At 74.9% G+C, this 18,953-nt stretch carries 20 protein-coding genes; 8 read left to right on the top strand and 12 right to left on the bottom strand.

What is annotated here, in order from left to right; translation table 11 throughout:
• Positions 1-311 precede the first annotated feature (311 nt).
• Positions 312-803, top strand: coding sequence for a GIY-YIG nuclease family protein (locus ATL51_RS29950; protein ID WP_392567411.1), 492 nt, complete (start codon positions 312-314; stop codon positions 801-803).
• 122 nt (positions 804-925) lie between these two features.
• On the opposite strand, the gene ATL51_RS29595 is transcribed toward ATL51_RS29950, so the two are convergent.
• Complete coding sequence (locus tag ATL51_RS29595; protein ID WP_301549175.1) at positions 926-1,057, bottom strand: hypothetical protein; 132 nt, start codon at positions 1,055-1,057, stop codon at positions 926-928.
• Here ATL51_RS29595 and ATL51_RS24755 point away from each other — a divergent pair, their 5' ends adjacent.
• Positions 1,058-1,609, top strand: a complete 552-nt coding sequence (locus ATL51_RS24755) for a site-specific integrase (protein ID WP_157818509.1) — start codon at positions 1,058-1,060, stop codon at positions 1,607-1,609.
• Positions 1,610-1,676: 67 nt separating this feature from the next.
• Here ATL51_RS24755 and nadD read toward each other — a convergent pair whose 3' ends face one another.
• Complete coding sequence (nadD, locus tag ATL51_RS24750) at positions 1,677-2,270, bottom strand: nicotinate-nucleotide adenylyltransferase (RefSeq protein ID WP_100880089.1); 594 nt, start codon at positions 2,268-2,270, stop codon at positions 1,677-1,679.
• Positions 2,271-2,279: 9 nt separating this feature from the next.
• Positions 2,280-2,894, bottom strand: a complete 615-nt coding sequence (locus tag ATL51_RS24745; protein ID WP_073578035.1) for an alpha-ketoglutarate-dependent dioxygenase AlkB — start codon at positions 2,892-2,894, stop codon at positions 2,280-2,282.
• 62 nt (positions 2,895-2,956) lie between these two features.
• Between ATL51_RS24745 and ATL51_RS24740 the strand changes: the two genes are divergently transcribed.
• Entirely contained in the window at positions 2,957-3,610 is a 654-nt protein-coding gene (locus tag ATL51_RS24740; protein WP_100880088.1) for a DUF998 domain-containing protein, read from the top strand.
• 93 nt (positions 3,611-3,703) lie between these two features.
• Here the strand turns inward: ATL51_RS24740 and ATL51_RS24735 are convergent, their stop codons facing one another.
• On the bottom strand, positions 3,704-4,018 hold the full coding sequence (locus tag ATL51_RS24735) for a hypothetical protein (protein ID WP_100880087.1): 315 nt from the start codon (positions 4,016-4,018) through the stop codon (positions 3,704-3,706).
• Positions 4,019-4,171: 153 nt separating this feature from the next.
• Positions 4,172-5,224: an ABC transporter substrate-binding protein gene (locus ATL51_RS24730; RefSeq protein WP_157818508.1), complete on the bottom strand. Its 1,053-nt coding sequence runs from the start codon at positions 5,222-5,224 to the stop codon at positions 4,172-4,174.
• Between the two features lie 157 nt (positions 5,225-5,381).
• Between ATL51_RS24730 and ATL51_RS24725 the strand changes: the two genes are divergently transcribed.
• On the top strand, positions 5,382-6,212 hold the full coding sequence (locus ATL51_RS24725; protein WP_100880085.1) for a hypothetical protein: 831 nt from the start codon (positions 5,382-5,384) through the stop codon (positions 6,210-6,212).
• A 20-nt stretch (positions 6,213-6,232) separates the two neighbouring features.
• Here the strand turns inward: ATL51_RS24725 and ATL51_RS24720 are convergent, their stop codons facing one another.
• Complete coding sequence (locus tag ATL51_RS24720) at positions 6,233-6,784, bottom strand: TetR/AcrR family transcriptional regulator (RefSeq protein WP_073578039.1); 552 nt, start codon at positions 6,782-6,784, stop codon at positions 6,233-6,235.
• An 83-nt stretch (positions 6,785-6,867) separates the two neighbouring features.
• Complete coding sequence (locus ATL51_RS24715) at positions 6,868-7,236, bottom strand: SPW repeat domain-containing protein (protein WP_100880084.1); 369 nt, start codon at positions 7,234-7,236, stop codon at positions 6,868-6,870.
• Between the two features lie 179 nt (positions 7,237-7,415).
• Between ATL51_RS24715 and ATL51_RS24710 the strand changes: the two genes are divergently transcribed.
• Positions 7,416-8,090 carry a hemerythrin domain-containing protein gene (locus tag ATL51_RS24710; RefSeq protein ID WP_100880083.1) on the top strand — a complete coding sequence of 225 codons (675 nt, stop codon included), beginning with the start codon at positions 7,416-7,418 and terminating at the stop codon, positions 8,088-8,090.
• Here the strand turns inward: ATL51_RS24710 and ATL51_RS24705 are convergent.
• From ATL51_RS24705 to ATL51_RS24685, 5 genes are all read right to left on the bottom strand, one after another.
• Positions 8,051-11,464: a BTAD domain-containing putative transcriptional regulator gene (locus ATL51_RS24705; RefSeq protein ID WP_208623067.1), complete on the bottom strand. Its 3,414-nt coding sequence runs from the start codon at positions 11,462-11,464 to the stop codon at positions 8,051-8,053. The genes ATL51_RS24710 and ATL51_RS24705 overlap by 40 nt on opposite strands.
• 61 nt (positions 11,465-11,525) lie before the next feature.
• Positions 11,526-12,968: a vWA domain-containing protein gene (locus ATL51_RS24700; RefSeq protein WP_100880081.1), complete on the bottom strand. Its 1,443-nt coding sequence runs from the start codon at positions 12,966-12,968 to the stop codon at positions 11,526-11,528.
• Entirely contained in the window at positions 12,965-13,150 is a 186-nt protein-coding gene (locus tag ATL51_RS24695; RefSeq protein ID WP_157818507.1) for a hypothetical protein, read from the bottom strand. Before ATL51_RS24695 ends, ATL51_RS24700 begins: the two co-directional genes overlap by 4 nt.
• A gap of 78 nt (positions 13,151-13,228) precedes the next feature.
• Entirely contained in the window at positions 13,229-14,101 is an 873-nt protein-coding gene (locus ATL51_RS24690) for a serine protease (protein ID WP_301549174.1), read from the bottom strand.
• A 146-nt stretch (positions 14,102-14,247) separates the two neighbouring features.
• Positions 14,248-15,141 carry an AAA family ATPase gene (locus tag ATL51_RS24685; RefSeq protein ID WP_062401366.1) on the bottom strand — a complete coding sequence of 298 codons (894 nt, stop codon included), beginning with the start codon at positions 15,139-15,141 and terminating at the stop codon, positions 14,248-14,250.
• A gap of 108 nt (positions 15,142-15,249) precedes the next feature.
• Between ATL51_RS24685 and ATL51_RS24680 the strand changes: the two genes are divergently transcribed.
• From ATL51_RS24680 to ATL51_RS24670, 3 genes are all read left to right on the top strand, one after another.
• Entirely contained in the window at positions 15,250-17,352 is a 2,103-nt protein-coding gene (locus ATL51_RS24680) for a RecQ family ATP-dependent DNA helicase (RefSeq protein ID WP_301549173.1), read from the top strand.
• 66 nt (positions 17,353-17,418) lie between these two features.
• The gene (locus ATL51_RS24675; RefSeq protein WP_100880079.1) at positions 17,419-18,438 is read left to right on the top strand and encodes an ABC transporter substrate-binding protein; all 1,020 of its coding nucleotides are present in this window, start codon (positions 17,419-17,421) and stop codon (positions 18,436-18,438) included.
• A gap of 67 nt (positions 18,439-18,505) precedes the next feature.
• Positions 18,506-18,910: a nitroreductase/quinone reductase family protein gene (locus ATL51_RS24670; RefSeq protein ID WP_062404411.1), complete on the top strand. Its 405-nt coding sequence runs from the start codon at positions 18,506-18,508 to the stop codon at positions 18,908-18,910.
• The last annotated feature ends 43 nt before the right edge of the window (positions 18,911-18,953 follow it).

Below are 18,953 nucleotides of genomic sequence, written 5' to 3'. Positions count from 1 at the left end.
GCGGACGCGGTCCGACCCGGCGTGCGGTTCAGAAGTTGAAGCGGAACGAATCAGCACGATCCACGGACGTGTGAGGTTTGCGATCGCACACGCCCGACCTGCGTGACATCGCTCTCGCGGCTGTCGCTGTCTATCGCCGTTGGTGGACGCGCTGACGAAGGATTGACGAACAGCTATCTCGCCGCTCGGTCCCCGGGCAGACTGCCGTGTCGTCTGCTCCCCCGCCGACCGAATCCGTCGTCGACGCGCTGATCGACAACCCCTCCCCACCGAGGACGTCCGTATTCTGGCGCCGGCGGTTCCGGGCCTCTATGCCTGGTGGTCTCCTCTACGTCGGCCTCGCGACGAGGCTCCGCACGCGGCTCGCCTCGAACCACCTGCGTCGGAGTGGCAGTTCAACCCTGCGCCGCACACTCGCCGGCCTTCTGCTCGACGAGCAGGAGTACCGGACGCGCTGGAGCGATCGCGTCGTCCTGGTCGACGACGACGAAGCTCGGCTCACTCAGTGGATGAGCGAGAACCTGCGCGTCCCCTGGTGCGAGTACCCGACCCCCCGGGCCGGTGAAGCTGATGTCATCCGGGCTCTCGACCCGCCCCTCAACGTCGACCACGCCAGGGGCCGCCACCAAGGTCGTCAGACGGCCCGACGGCACTACTACGACAGCGCCGGGCCGCGTCCGTCCGACGGACAGTCGTGGCCGGCTTGGAAGCCCACGCCAAACTGGCGCTTGTCGGCCCCGACCAGGAGATACGGCGGACGGATCGACCCGGGACCGAAGTCGCGCTCGGTCTCGCGACGCTGAGGGAGCATGACATCGCTCATGCGAGTGAGAACTGACCGCCGACCACGTGCGGCGGCCAGCGCCAAGACCCTGGCGACCCGAAGGAGCAAGTCAAGCACCGACGACTCCGCCGTCGTGTGGATCTACCGGAAGCAGACCCGGCCGGTGATCGACGACGGCGCGACGGCCATCAACGAGCTGGACGCCGTCGTGGGCGCGGGAGGCTGGTCGTCGGTGAGGGCGCCGAGGACGCGGACGGCGTAGGCGGGGTCCATGTGCTCGCGGACCTGGTCCGGAGTGAGCTGGACGACGTCGACCTCGACGCCGAAGAGGTCCGCGTCGTCCGCCAGATGAAGCGGATGGTCGGTGCTCCCGCCTACCTGGGCGAGCTGAAGTCACGGTCGAGCCGCCGCACGGTCGAGCTGCCGGACATCGTCGCCGACGCGCTACGCGACCACATCGCCACCTACCCGCCTGCGGTCGTCGAGATCGAGGACCGGACCGACCCGCGCAACGTCGTCGTGCGGCCGGCCCGGCTGCTGTTCGTCACGGGCAACGGGCTCCCGCTGCACCGTTCGAACTGGTCGACGGTCTGGCGCTCGGCCGTGCGCCGGGCACGCCTCCCCCAGGGGTTCGGGCTGCACGGGCTCCGCCACTACTTCGCGACCCTGTTGATCCACAACGGGGCATCGGTCAAGACGGTGCAGCTCGCACTGGGACACAGCTCGCCGATGATCACCCTGAACACCTACGCGCACGAGTGGCCGGACGCCCTGGACCGCACTCGGATGCTCGTCGACACCGCGCTCGGTGCGGCTCTGCGCTGACCATCCGAGTCAGGTGATCTTGTACCGGATTTGTACCCGCGGGGGTGACCGTCGGAGAATTCGCAGGTCAAGCGTCCGGATTCAGGTAGAGACTGCGCTTGGAGATGTACTGCACCACCCCGTCCGGCACGAGGTACCAGACCGGCCTCCCCGCACCCACGCGCGCCCGGCACTCGCTGGACGAGATCGCCATCGCGGGCACCTCGACCGTCGTCACCGACCCCTGGGGCAGGTGCCCGTCGGCCAGCTCGTACCCGGGCCGGGTCACGCCGACGAAGTGCGCGTAGCGGAACAGCTCGTCGACCTTGCGCCACGACAGGATCTGCTGGAGGGCGTCGGCGCCGGTGATGAAGAACAGCTGCGCGTCGGGCATGGCGGCGTGCAGGTCGGCGAGGGTGTCCGCGGTGTAGGTGGGGCCGTCACGGTCGACGTCGACGCGACTGACCGAGAACCGGGGGTTCGACGCCGTCGCGATGACCGTCATCAGGTAGCGGTCCTCGGCCGGCGAGACGTCGCGGCCGGTCTTCTGCCACGGTCGCCCGGTCGGCACGAAGATCACCTCGTCGAGGGCGAAGCGGTCCGCCACCTCACTGGCGGCGACGAGGTGGCCGTGGTGGACGGGGTCGAACGTCCCGCCCATCACGCCGATCTTGCGCTGCATCGACGCAGACTATGTCGGTCGCCCACCCGGCGGCATCCCCGGATACAGGTGGCGGAACTGGACGCTGATGCGCGGACCGCTGCGCGCCACCTTCGGCACGCTGTGCTGCCAGGTCCGCTGGCACGTCCCGCCCATGACCAGCAGGTCGCCCGAGGCGAGCGGGAACGACACCGACGCCCCGCCGCCGGTCGGGCGCAGCCGCAGCGGCCGCGTCGCGCCGAGGGCGACCAGCGCGACGACGGCCTCGGGCCGCTCGCGGGCGACCCGATCGCCGTGCCAGGCCACGCCGTCGGCGCCGTCGCGGTAGAGGTTCACGCCGATCTGGGTGAAGTCGTGGCCGTAGCGCTCCCCCAGCGTCCGGCCCATGTCGCGCAGCCGGTGGGGCACCGCGTCGTCGGGCAGGACCCAGCGGTGGGTGAGGCGCGGCTCGTCGACCACGCGGTCGTACATGCGGCGGCGGTGGCCGCGGAACGGCACGGTCGCGCGGAGCAGCGCGAACAGCTCGTCCGCATCGGGGGCCCAGCCGACCGCGACGTCGACCCACGCCCCACCGGTGAGCTCGTGCCGGTACGCCGGGGCCACACCCCCGGTCGCGAAGAGCGAAGCCTGCCCGCCGACGTCCACCTCCCGAACGCTACGCCCGATCGAACGAGAGTTCGAGCGACGTCTCTGCGACGATCTTCGTCATGTCCTCGCGTGCCGACGGTGCCGTGCTGTCCTACCTGGGTCTGCGGCGTGCCGTCGGCGTGATCGGGATCCTGCTCCCGTTCGTGCTGGTGACGGGCGACCTGGCCCTCGGCGGCGACGGGCTGCAGGACTCCATCAGCCGCTACTACTACTCGCCGATGCGCGACGTGTTCGTCGGCTCGCTGTGCGCGGTCGGCGTGTTCCTCTTCTGCTACCGCTACGAGCGGCCGGACAACCGGCTCGCCAACATCACCGGGACGGCGGCGATCGCCGTCGCACTGCTGCCCACCCGGCCCGACGGCGCGGCGACGACGGCGGCGACCGTCGTCGGGTACCTCCACCTGGCCGCGGCGACGGTGTTCTTCGCGGGCCTGGCCTGGTTCTGCCTGGTCCTGTTCACCCGCGGCGGATCCGGGACGCGGAGCAAGGCTGCCCGCAACCTCGTCTACCGGGTCTGCGGCGCGACGATCGTGACCTGCCTCGTGCTGGCCGCACTGGACGCGGCACTGGTGCCCGACGCCGTCGCCGAGCGGTTCCACACCCTGTTCTGGCTCGAGGCCGTCGCGATCCTCGCGTTCGGTGTCGCGTGGTTCGTCAAGGGCGACACGATCCTGAAGGACCCACCGACGCAGGACCCGGCGCCGGTGATCTGACCCGCCCGTACGGCACCGGCCCCGCAACGGCGGACGGGCCGGTCCGGACACCCCTCGAGGGTCCGGACCGGCCCGTCGCGGGACCGGGGTCGGTCAGCCGACCGGGGTCGCCGGCGCCGACGGCAGGTCGCCGCCGGTGGCACCGGTGATCATGTCGACGACGCTGTCCAGCGGGGCCGGCAGCGCGAGGTCGTGCTTCTTGTCGTCGTGCTTCTTGTGGTCCCACTTCTTGTGGTGACCGTGCTTCTTGTGGTGGCCCTTGTCCTTGTCACCCTCGTGCTTCGAGTGACCCTTGTCCTTGCCACCCTCGTCGTAGCCGGTGGTGCCGGCGAAGGCCGCGGCGGGGGCCGCGACGGCCAGGGGGAGCAGCGCTGCGCCGACGAGCGCGCCGCGAACGGACTTCCGCATCTCACAACCTCCATGGTTGGTCGTTAGACCGTCGCAAACGGTCTTGCCCACTCAACGAGGGGCGACCGCGCCCGCAACGCGCATTCACCCGTTCGCGTCACCTGCGGAGATAACTGATAGTCAGATGTCGACTACGGCAGGTGGGTGACCGGATCAGCCGCGCGAGCGAGCGGCGGCGGCGGCCAGGATCGGCAGGTACGCGTCGAGCACCCACGGGATCGACAGGACCGACGGCGCCGAGCTCGCCACCACCCGGTCGGCCCCGACGACCGGGGCGAACCCGCCACGGGCCATCGCCGGCAGCAGCCCGACGCCGGGCGCGCTCCGGAAGGCCTGCTCCTCGGCCGGCGTCGCGAAGAAGCCGATGACGAGGTCGGACTCGACGCGCGAGAGCAGCTCACCGCTGACGGTGTAGTAGACCTCCCCACCGCCCGGCGCGTTCTGCTCGACGTAGGGCGCCAGGGTGAGCCCGAGGTCGGTGACCAGCTGGACGCGGACGTCGCCCGCCCGGAAGACACCGAGCGCACCGGAGTCCATCCCTCCGGTGTAGACGAACGTGGCACCCGCCAGCTGCGGGTACCGCTGGGCCGCCGTGCGCAGGCGCTGCCCGGTGGAGTCGATCAGCTGCCGGGCCCGCGCCGGGTCGCCGAACACCTGACCGGCGATCCGGGTCTGGTCCTGCCAGCCGGTGGAGTAGGGGGCGTCGGGGTAGGCGACGGTCGGGGCGATCGCGGACAGCTGGTCGTACTCGGCCCGCGTCAGGCCCGAGTAGGTGGCCAGCACCAGGTCCGGCCGGGCCGCAGCGACCTGTTCGATCGGCGTCACCGACAGGTCGTCGGAGCCGATGACCTGCGGAAACGCGCCACCGTGCGCGGTGATCGCGTCGCGCACCCAGGGCAGCACACCCTCGGCGTCGCCGCCGTAGACGGTGCGCGGGATCGCGACCGGCAGCACCCCCATCGCCAGCGCGACGTCGGTGTTCGCCGCGCTCAGCGTGACGACGCGCTGCGGCCGGTCGGGGACGACCGTCTCCCCCAGCGCGTGCCGCACCGTCACCGGGTAGCCCTCCGCGGCCACACCGTCGGCGCCCTGCCCGTCCTGCGGCCGGGTCCCGCACCCGGCGAGGACCAGCAGACCGGCGGCGCCGGCGAGGACGCCGCGACGGCTCACGGAACGGGCGGACAGGGGTGCTGCGGCACGCGGCACGGCAGGCCTCCTTCGATCTGGGAAGGCGAGCCTAACCTGACCTGAATGTCGTCTCTGCGTGATCCGCATCGCTCGTTCGGCGCCCCGGGGGCCGCACCCGTCGCGCGGGGCCGACACCCCGGCCGGAGCGTCCGGACCCGCGGGTAGCGTCGCGACCATGCGTGCTCCGGACACCGGCGACCGGGCCGACCGCGACGCCGGCCCCCGCTCCCCCGCGCCCGGGCCCCCGGCCCCTCCGCCCGCGCCCGGCGGACGTCAGCGGCTGCACGAGTCCGCGGCCCCGCCGCCCGCGGGTCCCCCGGGTGCACCCGGCCCGGTGCTGTCCCCGCCCGCACCGCCGGTGCCCGAGGGCCGTCCCGTCGACCGGCCCGGCGAGCCGGCCGCCGTCGCGCCGGCCGGGCCGTGGCCGACCGTGCGACCGCCGTCGCTGCGGGCCGTCGTCATCGGCCGGGTCGCGGCCGGGGTCGCGGCGGCGTGGTTCGGCGTCGTCTACTCGATCACCACCGACGTCCACGCCCGCGCCGACCACCTGCTGGCCGCGATCGTCGTCGGCGGGCTGCTGAGCCTGCTCGGCGTGGTGCTGCTGTGGCTGTCGGCGTCGCGGATCCCGGTGCGGGTCGCCCCGTCCCGCGGGCCGGACATGGGACTGGTGCGCGACCGCGCGGCCGCACGGAAGGTGCTGCGCTCGGGAGGCACCCCGGACGGTGAGCAGCGCAGGCTGATCGCCGTCGACGTGCTCGCCGACGCCCGGCTCCCGCAGGTCGCGGGCGCGGTGTTCGCGCTGCTCGGCCCGCTGGTCATGGCGGCGGTCAACGCCTCGGGGCCGCTCGGCTGGGCCGGCCCGCTCACCGCCGGGCTGATCGTCGTCGTGCTGGTGCTGGTCGGATGGCGGACGTGGGCCGCGCACGCGCTGCACCGGCTCGCCGACCGCAGGCACACCGTCCCGCGCTACGAGGAGTCCGGCGCGCCCTGGCGCCCCTGGCCCTGACCCCCGCTCCGGGGGCGCCGCTACAGGCCCGCGGCGACGAAGGACAGCTCGGCCTCCATGTCGGTGCGGGCGTCGTCGCCGTGCCGGTCCAGGGCGTAGCGGTGCCCGATCGCCGCGGCCAGCAGCCGGGCGGCGCCGCGGATCCGATCCGGTGCCCCGCCGCCGGTGTGCAGCACCTCGTGCACCGCGTCCTCCAGCTCGCCGGAGCGGCGCAGCAGCGCGTCACGGACGACCGGGTGGGTGTCGGCCTCGCGCCACAGCAGGTGGGACAGGACCGAGGACGCGTCGAGCGCCCGGTCCAGCGCGGTGACCAGCGCACGCAGCCCGGCGAGCACGTCCCCGGCGACGGCGACGTCCGCCCCGCGCACCGGGTGCGGGAGCCGTTCGACGAGCGCTTCGAGCAGGTCGGGCTTGCGGCGGAAGTAGTAGTGCACCAGCCCCTTCGGCACCCCGGCACGCTCGGCGATGCGCGAGGTGGGCGTCGCGTCGAAGCCGTGCTCGGCGAACAGCCCCTCGGCCGCGTCGAGGATGCGGTCCCGGGCGGGTGCGTCCGGGTCGAGCTCGTGGTCCACGGTGCGATCCTCCCCCGGACACGGCGGGGGCCGCGACCCCTCCGGGTCGCGGCCCCTCACCTGGTCGTCGTGCTGCCGGACGGTCAGTGCATGGCGACCGTGCGGTGTTCCGCGTTCGCCGCGGGCAGCGCCGAGGCCGCCACGACGACCGCGAGGACGCCCGCCACCCAGGACGTCCACGACGCCCCGGTCAGCACGCTGTAGCCCATCACCCAGGGGGCGAGGAACAGCAGCACGCCGAGCACACCGTGCACCCATTCGCTCGCCACCGAGCCGGGCACGGCGAGCGACCAGAGCGACGTGGCGGCGAGCACCACGCCCAGTACGACCATCGTCCACGCGGCGGCGGCGTTCGTCGTCGTCACGAGAGGCGAGAGGGCCGTCAGCACACCGATCACGAGAGCGGCCCAGTCCTGCCACCGCTGCCAGGTACGACCAGTGGTCCCAGCCATCGTCAGTCACCTTCTCCTGTGAGGTCCCTGTGGGGATGCCTCCGGTCTACTCTTGGTTGGCCGGCCGGTCAAGGCCGGGCGAACGGTGGCACAAGTGAGGTGCAAGTCCCCGGCCGGCGGGTGGGCGCACGGTCTGCGGTGTCGAGAGACCGACCGCCCCGAACCCGTAGGAGACCCCGGTGACCACCGCCCGCGACACCCGTACCGCCGACCTGGTCGGCATCACCCTCGCCCACCGCGTCATGCGGGTCGACCTGCACCGGCTCGCCGACGCCGCCCGCGCGATCGCCGACGGTGCGCCCTGCCCGGACCGGCGCGCCCACGCGCTGCGGACCTGGCTGGAGCAGCTGGAGCACGAGATCCACGGCCACCACACCGCCGAGGACGACATCGCCTGGCCGGTGATCGCCCGGCACGCCGGGCACGCCGTCGACCTGGACGAGCTCAGCGACGACCACGGCCGCCTCGACCCGCTGCTCGCCGCGGTGCGGGAGGCCGCGGCCGCCGTCGTCGCCGCGGCGCAGGGACCGGCCCGGGCGCGGGCGGCGGGCGTGCTCGCTGACCGGCTCGCCGTCGTCCGCGACGAGATCGACGAGCACCTCGACGCCGAGGAGCGCGACCTGTTCCCGGTGATCGAGCGCCACGTACCCGCCGACGACTGGGACGCCGTCGTCGCGCAGGTGCAGAAGTCCGGGCCGGGCCTGCGGTTCATGCTGCCGCGGATCGTCGCCGTGACCACCCCGCAGGAGTGGGCCGGGATGCGCCGCGAGGCCGGGCCGGTGGTCGTGCTGATGGAGCGGCTGCTGCGCGGCGGCTACCGCAGGCGCTGTGCGCTGGTGTTCGGCACGTCCTGAGCCCCGGGAGCCGGTGCCGTCGAGTGGTCGGCGACGGCCGCCGGGAGCAGCCGCCGGGCGCGGTCGCGCCACACCGGGGCACCCAGCTCCGCGGCGACCCGCTCGGCCTCGCGCAGGTGGTGGACCCGGCCGCCGCCTGCCGGGTCGAGCAGCCCCTCCAGACCGGCGAGCACCAGGTCGGTGGGGCCGAGCGCGATCGTGCCCGACGACAGCCCCGCGACCGTGCCCGTCCACGGGCGCAGCTGCTCCCGGTACCGCGCGGCGACGTCCCGGTCGGCCAGGCCGACCGCCACCTCGGCGCGCACGCAGGTCCAGATCAGCCAGTAGTAGCTGCGGGCCAGCTCCGCGTCCGGCGCCCACACCTCGCGGGCCCGGACGGGGTCGCCCGCGTGCAGGTGGGCCAGCGCGAGGAAGTCACCGAAGGTCGGCGGCAGCGCGTCGCGGAGCGCCTCGAGCTCGGGGACCAGCTCGCCGAGGCGGCCCTGGTCGTACCGCACGACGAACCGCCCCAGCAGCCCCATCAGCGCCCCGTTGACCTGGCCGGCACCGACCAGCCGGGTCGCGAGCTCGGAGTAGCGCTCCTCGGCGGTGTCCAGCTCCCCCGCGACGAGTGCGCGCAGCGCCGCGAAGATGTAGGCCCAGCCGAGCGTGAACTCCAGCTGGCCGCCCGGGGCCCCGGCGACGGCGGCCTCCGCGTGCCGTGTCGCCGCGTCGAGGTCGTGGCGGCCGGCGGCGACCATGAGCTGCAGGTGGTGGGCCTGCGTGCGGTAGCCGGCGTGCCCGGCCCGGCCGCCGAGCTCGGCCAGCTCCTCCCCCACCGGGGCCAGCTCGTGCCACAGGTCCGGGGCGAGGACGGCGAAGAACCGGGCGTTGAGCGCCCGGCAGCGCAGCAGCGGGTCGACGCCGCGCCCGGTGAGCGCCATGGCCTCCGCCGAGGCGGAGCGGACCCGGTCGTCGTCGTGCCCCTCGATCTCGAACACCAGGGCGGCGAGCAGCCGCACCCGCCGGTCGACGGCGTCGGGCGGGGTCGCCGCGAGCTCGGTCTCGATGAGGTCGATCAGCTCGGCGTCGATGTTCTGGCCCGGCCGGATGGTCCAGCTGACCGGGGTGTCGTAGCTGGTCAGGACGGCGCCGAGCCACTGCGGTGCGGCGGCCGTCGCCTGGTCGACGGCGGTCCGGCGCTCGGTGAGGGCGGTGTGGCCGTCGCCGCCGCGGGCGAGCTCGGCGACCAGCGCGCAGCGCAGGGCGAGCTCGTCGTCGACGCCGGTCCCGGCCCGTCCGGCGAGCTCGACGGCGCGGCCGTAGAACCGGGCGGCCTCGCGGTGCGAGCCGAACCCGGCGGCGGCCGCGGCGGCGGCACGGACCGCGGCCAGGGCACGGTCCGGCTCGACGGCGGACCCGGCGGCGAGTGCGTGGTGGGCCAGCGGGACCGGGTCGTCGGGCCGCCTGCGGGTGAGGATCGCGTGGGCCGCGGCGTGCAGCCGGGCGCGACGCAGCTGCGGGATGTCGCCGTAGAGGGTGTCGCGGACCAGGTCGTGGGAGAACCGCAGCCGTCCCGGCCCGGGTTCGAGCAGCATCCCGCCGAGCACCGCGGGCTCCAGGGCGTCCAGCGGGTCGGCGCCGTCGGCGGAGGCGGCGAGGTCGAGGGCGTCGTCGGTGTCCAGGTCGCGGCCGAGCACCGAGACCCGGGCCAGCGCGGTGCGGGTGATCGCGGGCAGCCGGGCCAGGCGCCGGCGCAGCACCTCGCGGACCCCGGCCGGGACGGCGTCGGCCGCGGCGGACGGGCCCTCCGCGGCGACGAGGCGGGCCAGCTCGCGGACGAAGAGCGGGTTCCCGCCGGTCCGTTCGGTGATCCGGGCGACCAGCTCGGGCGCGGCGGCGGGCACGCCGTGCCGGTCCAGCATCCCGGCGACGTCGCCCGCGGTCATCGGCGCCGGCTCGATGCGGTCCGCCGTGGGCTCGGCGAGGGCGGCGAGCGCGGCCTGAAGCTCGGCACCCGCCTCGGCCGGGCGCAGGCCCGCGGCGACGAGCACGGGCAGCTCCGTGACCCCGGCGACGACCGCGCGCAGCAGGGCGAGGGTCTCGGACTCGGCGCGGTGCAGGTCGTCGAGGACCAGCAGCAGCGGCCGCTCCCGCCCCGCGACGGCGAGCAGCTCCACCACCGCCCGGGCCAGCCAGAACGTGACCTCGGCGCCGCCGGGCCCGGCCGGGGAGCGCAGCGGGGCGAGCCGCTCGCCCAGGTCGGCGGGCGGGTCGTGCGCCGTGACGAGCGCGTCGACGATCTCCCGCCACGCCCAGGCCGGCGGGGCGCCGTCGATCTCCGGGCACCGGCCGGTGACGGCCGTCCAGCCGTCGGCGGTCGCGGCGGCGGCGAACGCGGCGAGCAGCGTGGACTTGCCCGCGCCCGCGTCGGCGGCGACGAGCACCAGCTGCCCGCCGCCGCGGGCCCGCTCCGCGGCGGCGGTGAGCCTGCCGAGCTCGGCCGCCCGCCCGAGCAACGACGGCGTCCTCGCGGGCGGGTCGCCCGGTGCCGGTCCGGGCGGACGCGGTGCGGTCCCGGTCGCGGGCGCGTCGGCGCGGCCGGCGGGACCGACACCGGGACCCCCGCCGGTGCCGCCACCGGGGTCGCGGTGGGCGAGCACGTCCGCCTCGATCGCGCGCAGCCCGGGGCCGGGGTCGACACCCAGCTCGTCGGCGAGCAGGCGCCGGGTGCGGGCCAGCACGGCCAGCGCGTCGGCCTGCCTGCCGGTGCGGTACAGCGCGACGGCCAGCAGCCCGACCGCGTCCTCGCGCAGCGGGTGCTCCCCCGCCAGCGCCGTCAGGTCCGGGACGACGGCGTCGGCCCGGCCCAGCCGCAGCCGTGCGCGGGCCCGCCGCTCGACCGCGACCTGACGCAGCTCGTCGAGGCGTTCGGCCTCGGCGCGCGCCCAGGCGGCGTCGGCGAACTCGGCGTAGGCGGGACCGTCCCACAGCGCCAGGGCCTCGCCGAGCAGGGCGTCGGCCCGGTCCGGTGCGGCCGCGGCGGCGCGGTCGAGGAGGTCGGTGAAGGCGCGCGCGTCGAGCCCGTCGGGGCCGAGTGCCAGCGCGTAGCCGGGTGGGCGGCTGACCAGCACCGTCGGGACCGCCCGCGGGGACCGGTCGGGTTCGAGCACCCGTCGCAGCCGGGAGACGTGGACCTGCAGCCCGCCGTGCGCCTGCGCGGGCGGGGCGCCCTGCCACAGGTCCTCCACCAGCGTGTCGACGGCGACGACCTCGCCGCCGGCCGCGGCGAGCCGGGCGAGCAGCTCGCGGCGGCGGCCGGAGCCGACCTCGACCGCCGCGCCGCCGGCCGTCACACGGAGCGGGCCGAGGACCCGGACCGTGACCTTCTGCACCCCGGCAATCTAGGACGCGGCGACGCCGGTGTCAGCCCTCCCGGGGTGATCGCCCGGAGGATCAGACCGGCAGCAGCGCCTGGACGACGTCGGTGAGCTGCGCGGCGGTACGGCACTCGTGCATCGGGAGCACCTCGCCGTAGCGGGTGGCGGCCGAGTCGCCGGAGCCCCAGCTGCGCTCGGGCTCGGGGTTGAGCCAGTGCGCGTGCCGGACCCGCCCGGCCATCATCGCCAGCGCCCGCAGGTTGGGGTCGCGGTAGTTGGTGCGGCCGTCGCCGAGCACCAGCAACGACGTCCTCGGGGTGAGCGCGTCGCCGTGGTGCTCCAGGAAGTCACCGAACGCGCTGCCGTAGTCGGAGTGCCCGTCGAACGCGGTGAGCGTGGCCTCGCGCAGCACCCGCTGCATCACCCCGGACAGCTCCGCGCCGGGTTCGAACAGGTGCGTGACCTCGTCGGTGCGCTCGATGAACGCGAACACCCGCACCTTGGAGAACTGCTCGCGCAGCGCCTGGACCAGCAGCAACGTGAAGTGACTGAACCCGGCGACGGACCCGGACACGTCGCACAGCAGCACCAGCTCGGGGCGGCCGGGACGGCGCACCTTGTGCGCCGGGTCCATCGGCACACCGCCGGTGGACATCGACCGGCGCAGCGTGCGCCGCAGGTCGAGCCGGCCGCGGTTCGAGCGGCGCCGCCGCGCCGACAGCCGCGACGCGAGCCGCCGGGCCAGCGGCTGCACGGTGCGGCGCAGGTCGGCGAGCTGGGTGGCGTTCGCGGTGAGGAAGTCGACCTGGTCGGTCTGGGTGGGGGTGGTGGTGCGGGCGATCTGCTCGCGGCCGCGCTGCTCGGCGGTGCGGCGGCGGACCTCCTCGCGGACGACGTCGCGGAACCGGGCGATGCGGTCGCGGATCTCGCGGCGGCGGACCTCGGACACGAAGTCGGTGTCGCCCTCCTCCCGCAGCCCGTCGAGGATCCGGGCGAGCAGCGTGTCCGGGGACAGCGCGCCCAGCGCCTGGTAGGCCGACCAGTTCGGCTTCGCCGCCTGCCCGCGGACGCCCTGCCCGGCGGCACCGGAGGTCCCGATCGCGTCGACGGCGGCGCGGGCGAGCTCGCGCAGGGTCTCCTCGTCGCCGTCGCGGAGCAGGTCGGCGAGGATCTCGCGCAGCGCGTCGACGTCGACCGGGCCGGTGCCCTCCCCGGACTCGTCGTCGATCCGCGGGACGTCGACGTCGGACGACCCGGCGCCCAGCGCGGGCGGGAACCACAGGTCGAACAGCGCGTCGAAGGTGCCGCGCTGCCCGGAGCGGCGCAGCAGCGCCGCGGCGAGCCCCTCCCGCAGCTGGTCGCGGTGCAGCAGGTCCAGGGCGCCGAGCACGCGGGCCGCGTCGACGGTCTCCCCGGGGCCGACCGCGACGTGGTGGCGGCGCAGCGCGGAGACGAAGTCGACGAGGTGCCCGGGCAGGCCGTGCTCGGGGGCGAGCGCGGTGGCGGGCGGGGTCGTCACCGGTCCATCATGCGTGACGCGGGCGTGATCAGCGAGGGTGGCCGGCCCACCGTCCACAGGCTCCGGGCGTAGGACGCGGTGGTCTCGCCGGGCCAGGACCCGACCCCGGTCCGGCCGCCCGGGTCCGGGTGCCGGGTGCGGACGGCGTCGACCCCGCCCGAGTCGTCGCGGAGCACGTACACCGGCGCTCCGGTCGAGCCGCCGAGCCACGACCGGAGCGCCGGGGTGCACCGCGGTCCCACACCGCGGGGGTCCTCCGCCTAGAAGGCGGGGTCGATCGGCACCGGCTGCGGGGTGAAGGGACGGTCGCCCTCGACCAGGCGCAGTGCTCCGCCGTGGCCGCCGGGGCCGTTGGCGTAGTCGAGGATCTTCCGCAGGTCGCTGATGCCGTTCGTGCCGGGAGCCGGAGCCAGGTTCAGCGTCGAGAGGACGCCGAGGGCGCGGCCGTCGGCGGTCAGGTAGCCCGAGCCGGAGTCACCGGGCACGCCGGGCGGGACGGTGACGACGGTGTGCGTCCAGCCGCCGCCCCCGGTACCGGTCGAGGTGCCGGTCTTCGGCTTCAGCGCGCGCACGCCCTGGCGCAGCGAGGAGTTGCCGTAGCCGTAGACGATCCCGCCGGTCGCGACGCCGTCGGCGGCCACCCCGGTCGGGCCGCCGTAGAACGGCACCGTGGGGCTCGTGCGAGCGGCGTCGTCCGGGCTGAGCTCGACCAGCGCGAAGTCGTTGAACCGGCAGGTCTCCGGGTCGGTCTCGCCCCGCTCCTGCATGCTCAGCCAGGAGGAGTACACGAGCCGGCCCGGTGCGGCGGCGCCCTCGACCTCGACCGGGGTGCCGAGCGGGAGCGACCCGGCCTCGCACCCGTCCACCTCGGTGGATCCGCCGGTGCCCGCGCAGTGCGCGGCCTGCCCCAGGTAGGTCGCGGACCCGTCGGTGAAGACGAAGTTCGCGGTGCACTGCGCACCCTCGGGTCCGGTACGGGTCATGACCCCCGGGTGCACGCCGGCGTCCGGGGCGCCGTCCTGCGCCGACGCGGTGCCGGCGGTGGCGAGCCCGAGCGCGAGCACGGCGCCGGCGGCCAGTCCGGCGCGCAGCAGGCGGCCGGCGGTGCGGGGCAGTTCCGGGAGGGCGGTCATCGGTGGACCTCCGGTCGCTGGGGAGCGTGTAACCGGGACAACTCGCGCCACGCGTCCCGGTTACGCCCGGTGCCCCGATCGATCCGATCTTCACTCCATAGGGGTGCAGACCTTGACAGCCGATCAGCGGTGCGTGACTGGGCCGTTCAGTTCAGCCGCAGCTCGGCGGCGGCCTTGTCGGCGTCCGAGCGGTGCTTCAGCACGACACCGAGGGTGGCGCGGACGGCGTCGTCGTCGAGGGTGTCGAGGCCCAGGGCGAGCAGGGTGCGGCCCCAGTCGATCGTCTCGGCGACGCTGGGGGCCTTGCGCAGCTCCATCGCGCGCAGCACCCGCACGGTGCGCACCAGGGCGTCGGTGAGCTGCTCGGTCAGCTCCGGGACGCGGGTGAGCACGATCCGCCGCTCCAGGTCGGCGTCGGGGAAGTCCAGGTGCAGGAACAGGCAGCGGCGCTTGAGCGCCTCGGACAGCTCACGGGTGGAGTTCGAGGTCAGCAGCACGAACGGGCGCCGGTTCGCGGTGACCGTGCCCAGCTCGGGGATGGAGACCTGGAAGTCGGACAGGACCTCCAGCAGCAGGCCCTCGACCTCGACGTCGGCCTTGTCGATCTCGTCGATCAGCAGCACGGTCGGGTCGGTGCGCCGGATCGCGGTGAGCAGCGGGCGCGGGAGCAGGAACTCCTCGGAGAACACGTCGTCGCGGGTGGCGTCCCAGTCCGCGCCGTCGTCACCGCGCTGACCGGCGGTGATCCGCAGCAGCTGCTTGGCGTGGTTCCACTCGTAGAGCGCGCGGGCCTCGTCGATGCCCTCGTAGCACTGCAGGCGGACCAGCCCGGACTCCGTCGCCGCGGCCACGGCCTTGGCCAGCTCGGTCTTACCGACGCCTGCGGGGCCCTCGACGAGCAGCGGCTTGCCGAGCCGGTCCGCGAGGAACACCGTCGTCGCGACGGCGGTCGAGGCCAGGTAGCCGGCGTCGGCGAGCCGGGCGGTCACGTCCGCCACGGAGCCGAAGACCGGGCGGTGGGCGGGGCTGTCGGACGACACGCGATCATCCTGCACGCCCGGCCCGCCGCGCGTCGGACGGGTGGCCCGGCTCACACCCCGGCGGCCCGCGTCGGGTCGTTGTCGGGGGTCGGGTCCACCATGGGCGCCGTGACCACCGCATCGAGCACCGACCTGCGCGAGCGCGCCGAGACCGTCCTGCAGCAGCTGGCCGGCCCGCAGGCCCGGCTGCGCGAGGACCAGTGGAGGGCGATCGAGGCGCTCGTCGCCCAGCACCGCCGCGCGCTGGTCGTGCAGCGCACCGGCTGGGGCAAGTCCGCGGTCTACTTCGTGGCGACCGCGCTGCTGCGCGCTCAGGGCGCCGGGCCGACGGTGATCGTGTCGCCGCTGCTGGCGCTGATGCGCAACCAGATCGACGCCGCGATCCGCTCCGGGATCGTGGCGGTCACGGTGAACTCGGCGAACGCCGACGAGTGGGACGCGGTCTACGCCGACATCGCGAACGGCGACGTCGACGTGCTGCTCGTGTCCCCGGAGCGGCTCAACAACCCCGACTTCCGGGACCGGGTGCTGCCGGAGTTGGCGGCGAGCGCGGGGATGCTGGTGGTCGACGAGGCGCACTGCGTCTCCGACTGGGGCCACGACTTCCGCCCGGACTACCGGCGGCTGCGCACGCTGATCGCCGAGCTGCCGTCGGGGATCCCGGTGCTGGCGACCACGGCGACGGCGAACGACCGGGTCGTCACCGACGTGTCCGAGCAGCTCGGCATGGGGCGCGACCAGCAGGACACCCTGGTCCTGCGCGGCTCGCTGGACCGCGAGTCGCTGCGCCTGGCGGTGGTCCGGCTCCCGAGCCCGGCGCGGCGGCTGGCCTGGCTCGCGGCCAGGCTCGACGAGATGCCCGGCGCCGGGATCGTGTACACGCTCACCGTCCAGGCGGCCGACGACGTCGCCGAGTTCCTGCGCGAGCGCGGTGTCGCCGTGCGCTCCTACTCCGGGCGCACCGACCCCGAGGACCGCCTGGCCGCCGAGTCCGACCTGATGGAGAACCGGGTGAAGGCCCTGGTCGCGACCTCCGCGCTGGGCATGGGCTTCGACAAGCCCGACCTCGGGTTCGTCGTGCACCTCGGCGCGCCCGCCTCGCCGGTCGCCTACTACCAGCAGATCGGTCGTGCCGGGCGTGCCTTGGACCGGGCCGAGGTGGTGCTGCTGCCCGGCCGCGAGGACCGCGACATCTGGGCCTACTTCGCGTCGCTGGCGTTCCCGCCCGAGCCGCTGGTCCGCCAGACCCTCGCCGTGCTGTCGGACCGGCCGCAGTCCACTGCCTCGATCGAGACCCGGGTCGACCTGTCCCGCACCCGGCTGGAGATGCTGCTCAAGGTCCTCGACGCCGACGGCGCCGCGAAGCGGGTCAAGGGCGGCTGGGTCGCGACCGGCCGGGAGTGGGTCTACGACACCGAGCGACACGAGCGCGTGAACTCCGCCCGCCGGTCCGAGCAGCAGGCGATGCTCGACTACATCGCGACCACCGAGTGCCGGCTGGTGTTCCTGCGCCGCCAGCTCGACGACCCGGACCCGACGCCGTGCGGGCGCTGCGACACCTGCACCGGCACCGTCTGGTCCGACGAGGTGTCCGCCGACGGCGAGCAGGCCGCCGCCGAGCGCCTGACCCGGCCCGGGATCGAGGTCGCGCCGCGGAAGATGTGGCCGTCCGGGATGAAGGACATCGGGGTCCCGCTGTCCGGGAGGATCGGCGCGGGCGAGCAGGCCGCGTCCGGCCGGGCGATCGGACGGCTGTCCGACATCGGGTGGGGCACCCGGCTGCGCGAGCTCGTGACCGGCGGCGACGACCCGGTGCCGGCCGACGTGCTCGACGCGCTGGTCCGGGTGCTCGCCGGGTGGGGCTGGGAACAGCGCCCGGTGGGCGTGGTCGGGATCGGCTCACGCACCCGCCCGCACCAGCTCGACCACCTCGCCCGGCGGATCGCCGAGATCGGCAGGCTGCCGCTGCTCGGCACCCTGTCCCCCGCCGGCGAGCGCCCCGCGGCGACCGAGAACTCCGCCCAGCGCCTGGCCGCGGTGTGGGAGGGGCTCGACAGCGCGACCGTGCCGGACCTGTCCGGGGTGGACGGGCCGGTGCTGCTGGTCGACGACGTCGTCGACTCGGGCTGGACGATGACGGTCGCCGCGCGGGCGCTGCGGCGGGCCGGGGCTCCGGAGGTGCTGCCGCTCGTGCTGGCCGTCGACGGCTGACCGCGTCGTGACGACGACACTCCAGCAGGTTAGGTTAGGCAGACCTGATCTCATCGAGGAGTGTGCATGTCGCAGAGCCAGGCCCGTCGGATCCCGGTCCTCGTCGTCGTCCTCGCCGCCGTGCTGCTGCTCGCCGGGTGCGGCGGGCCGGCGGCCGCCCCCGCACCCGCCCCGGCCGGCACCGGCGACGGCACCTTCCCGGTCACGCTGACCCACGCGTTCGGGGAGACGACGGTCCCGGCGCCGCCGACCCGGGTGGTCGCGCTCGGCGCGAACGACCTCGCGGTGGCGCAGACGCTCGGTGCCCCCGTCGTCGGTGCGGTACGGAACCCGGCCGGGTCCACCCCGCACCTTCCCTACCTCGCCCCGCTCCCCGCCGAGGTGCTGTCGATCCCGGCCGAGCAGACGACCGTCGACCCGGAGCAGATCGCCGCCTTCCGGCCGGACCTGATCCTCGCGACGAGCGCTTACCAGATCGCCGACCGGGCGACCTACGACCGGCTCGCCCGGATCGCGCCGACCGTGGTCTACCCGCGGACGCTCTACGGCTCCCCCATGCAGGACGACGCGCGCCTGATCGGCCGGGCACTGGGCCGGGAGGCCGAGGTCGAGGAGCTCATCGGTGACGCGGACCGACGGGTCGCCGAGGTCCGCGACCGGTTGCCCGGCCTCGTGGGGAAGACCTACCTCTACGGACAGGCCCGCGGCGAGGTGCTGCCGATGGTCGTCGGCGAGCAGAACCTGTCGACGGTGTTCATGCGGTCGCTGGGCCTGCAGGTCCCGGAGTCCTTCCGGTCCGCACCGGCGTCGGACGCGCTGGCCCCCGGGACCGTCGGCGTCTCCTACGAGGAGGTCTCCCGGCTCTCCGAGGCCGATCTGCTCCTGATGACCTTCGCCGCCGCCGGTGACCGCGCCACGTTCGAGGGCAACGAGCTGGTCCGGCGGGTGCGCGCGGTCCGTGACGGCACCTACACCGCCCTCACCCTCGACCAGGCCGTCGCCCTGCAGGCCCCCAACGTGGTCTCCACCGGGTGGCTGATCGACCAGCTGCGGCCGTCGCTGGAGAAGATCGCCGCCACCGGCTGACCCGCCGCGACGACTACCCGCCGGTAGGGTCGTGGTCGTGAACCCACCCGACATCGCGCTGAAGGCCATGAACGCGGGCCACCGTCTGCTGATCCGGCTGACCGGTGGGAAGGTCGGCCACTCGGCGATGGGGATGCCCGTCGTCGAGCTGACCACCCGCGGCCGGCGCTCCGGCGAGCCGCGCACGGTGCTGCTCACGGCACCGGTCCACGGTGACGGGAGCTACGTCGTCGTCGCCTCCCGGGGCGGCGACGACCGCCACCCCGCCTGGTTCCTCAACCTGCGTGCGGACCCGGACGTCGAGGTCGCCGTGCAGGGCGGGCCACGCGTGCCCATGCGCGCCCGGATCGCCGACCCGGCCGACCGCGCGACGCTCTGGCCGCAGATCGCCGGGAAGTACCGCAACTACGCCGGCTACCAGCGCAGCACCACCCGGGAGATCCCGCTGGTCCACCTGGAGCCGCGCGGCTGACCGGCCACGCATCATCAGAGCAGATGATTCCGGAGATCCGGAT

It is taken from the genome of Pseudonocardia alni (assembly GCF_002813375.1).
Taxonomy (GTDB): Bacteria; Actinomycetota; Actinomycetes; order Mycobacteriales; family Pseudonocardiaceae; genus Pseudonocardia; species Pseudonocardia alni.
Note: the sequence above shows the minus strand (reverse complement) of the source record. Positions and strands in the feature narration are given on the sequence as shown.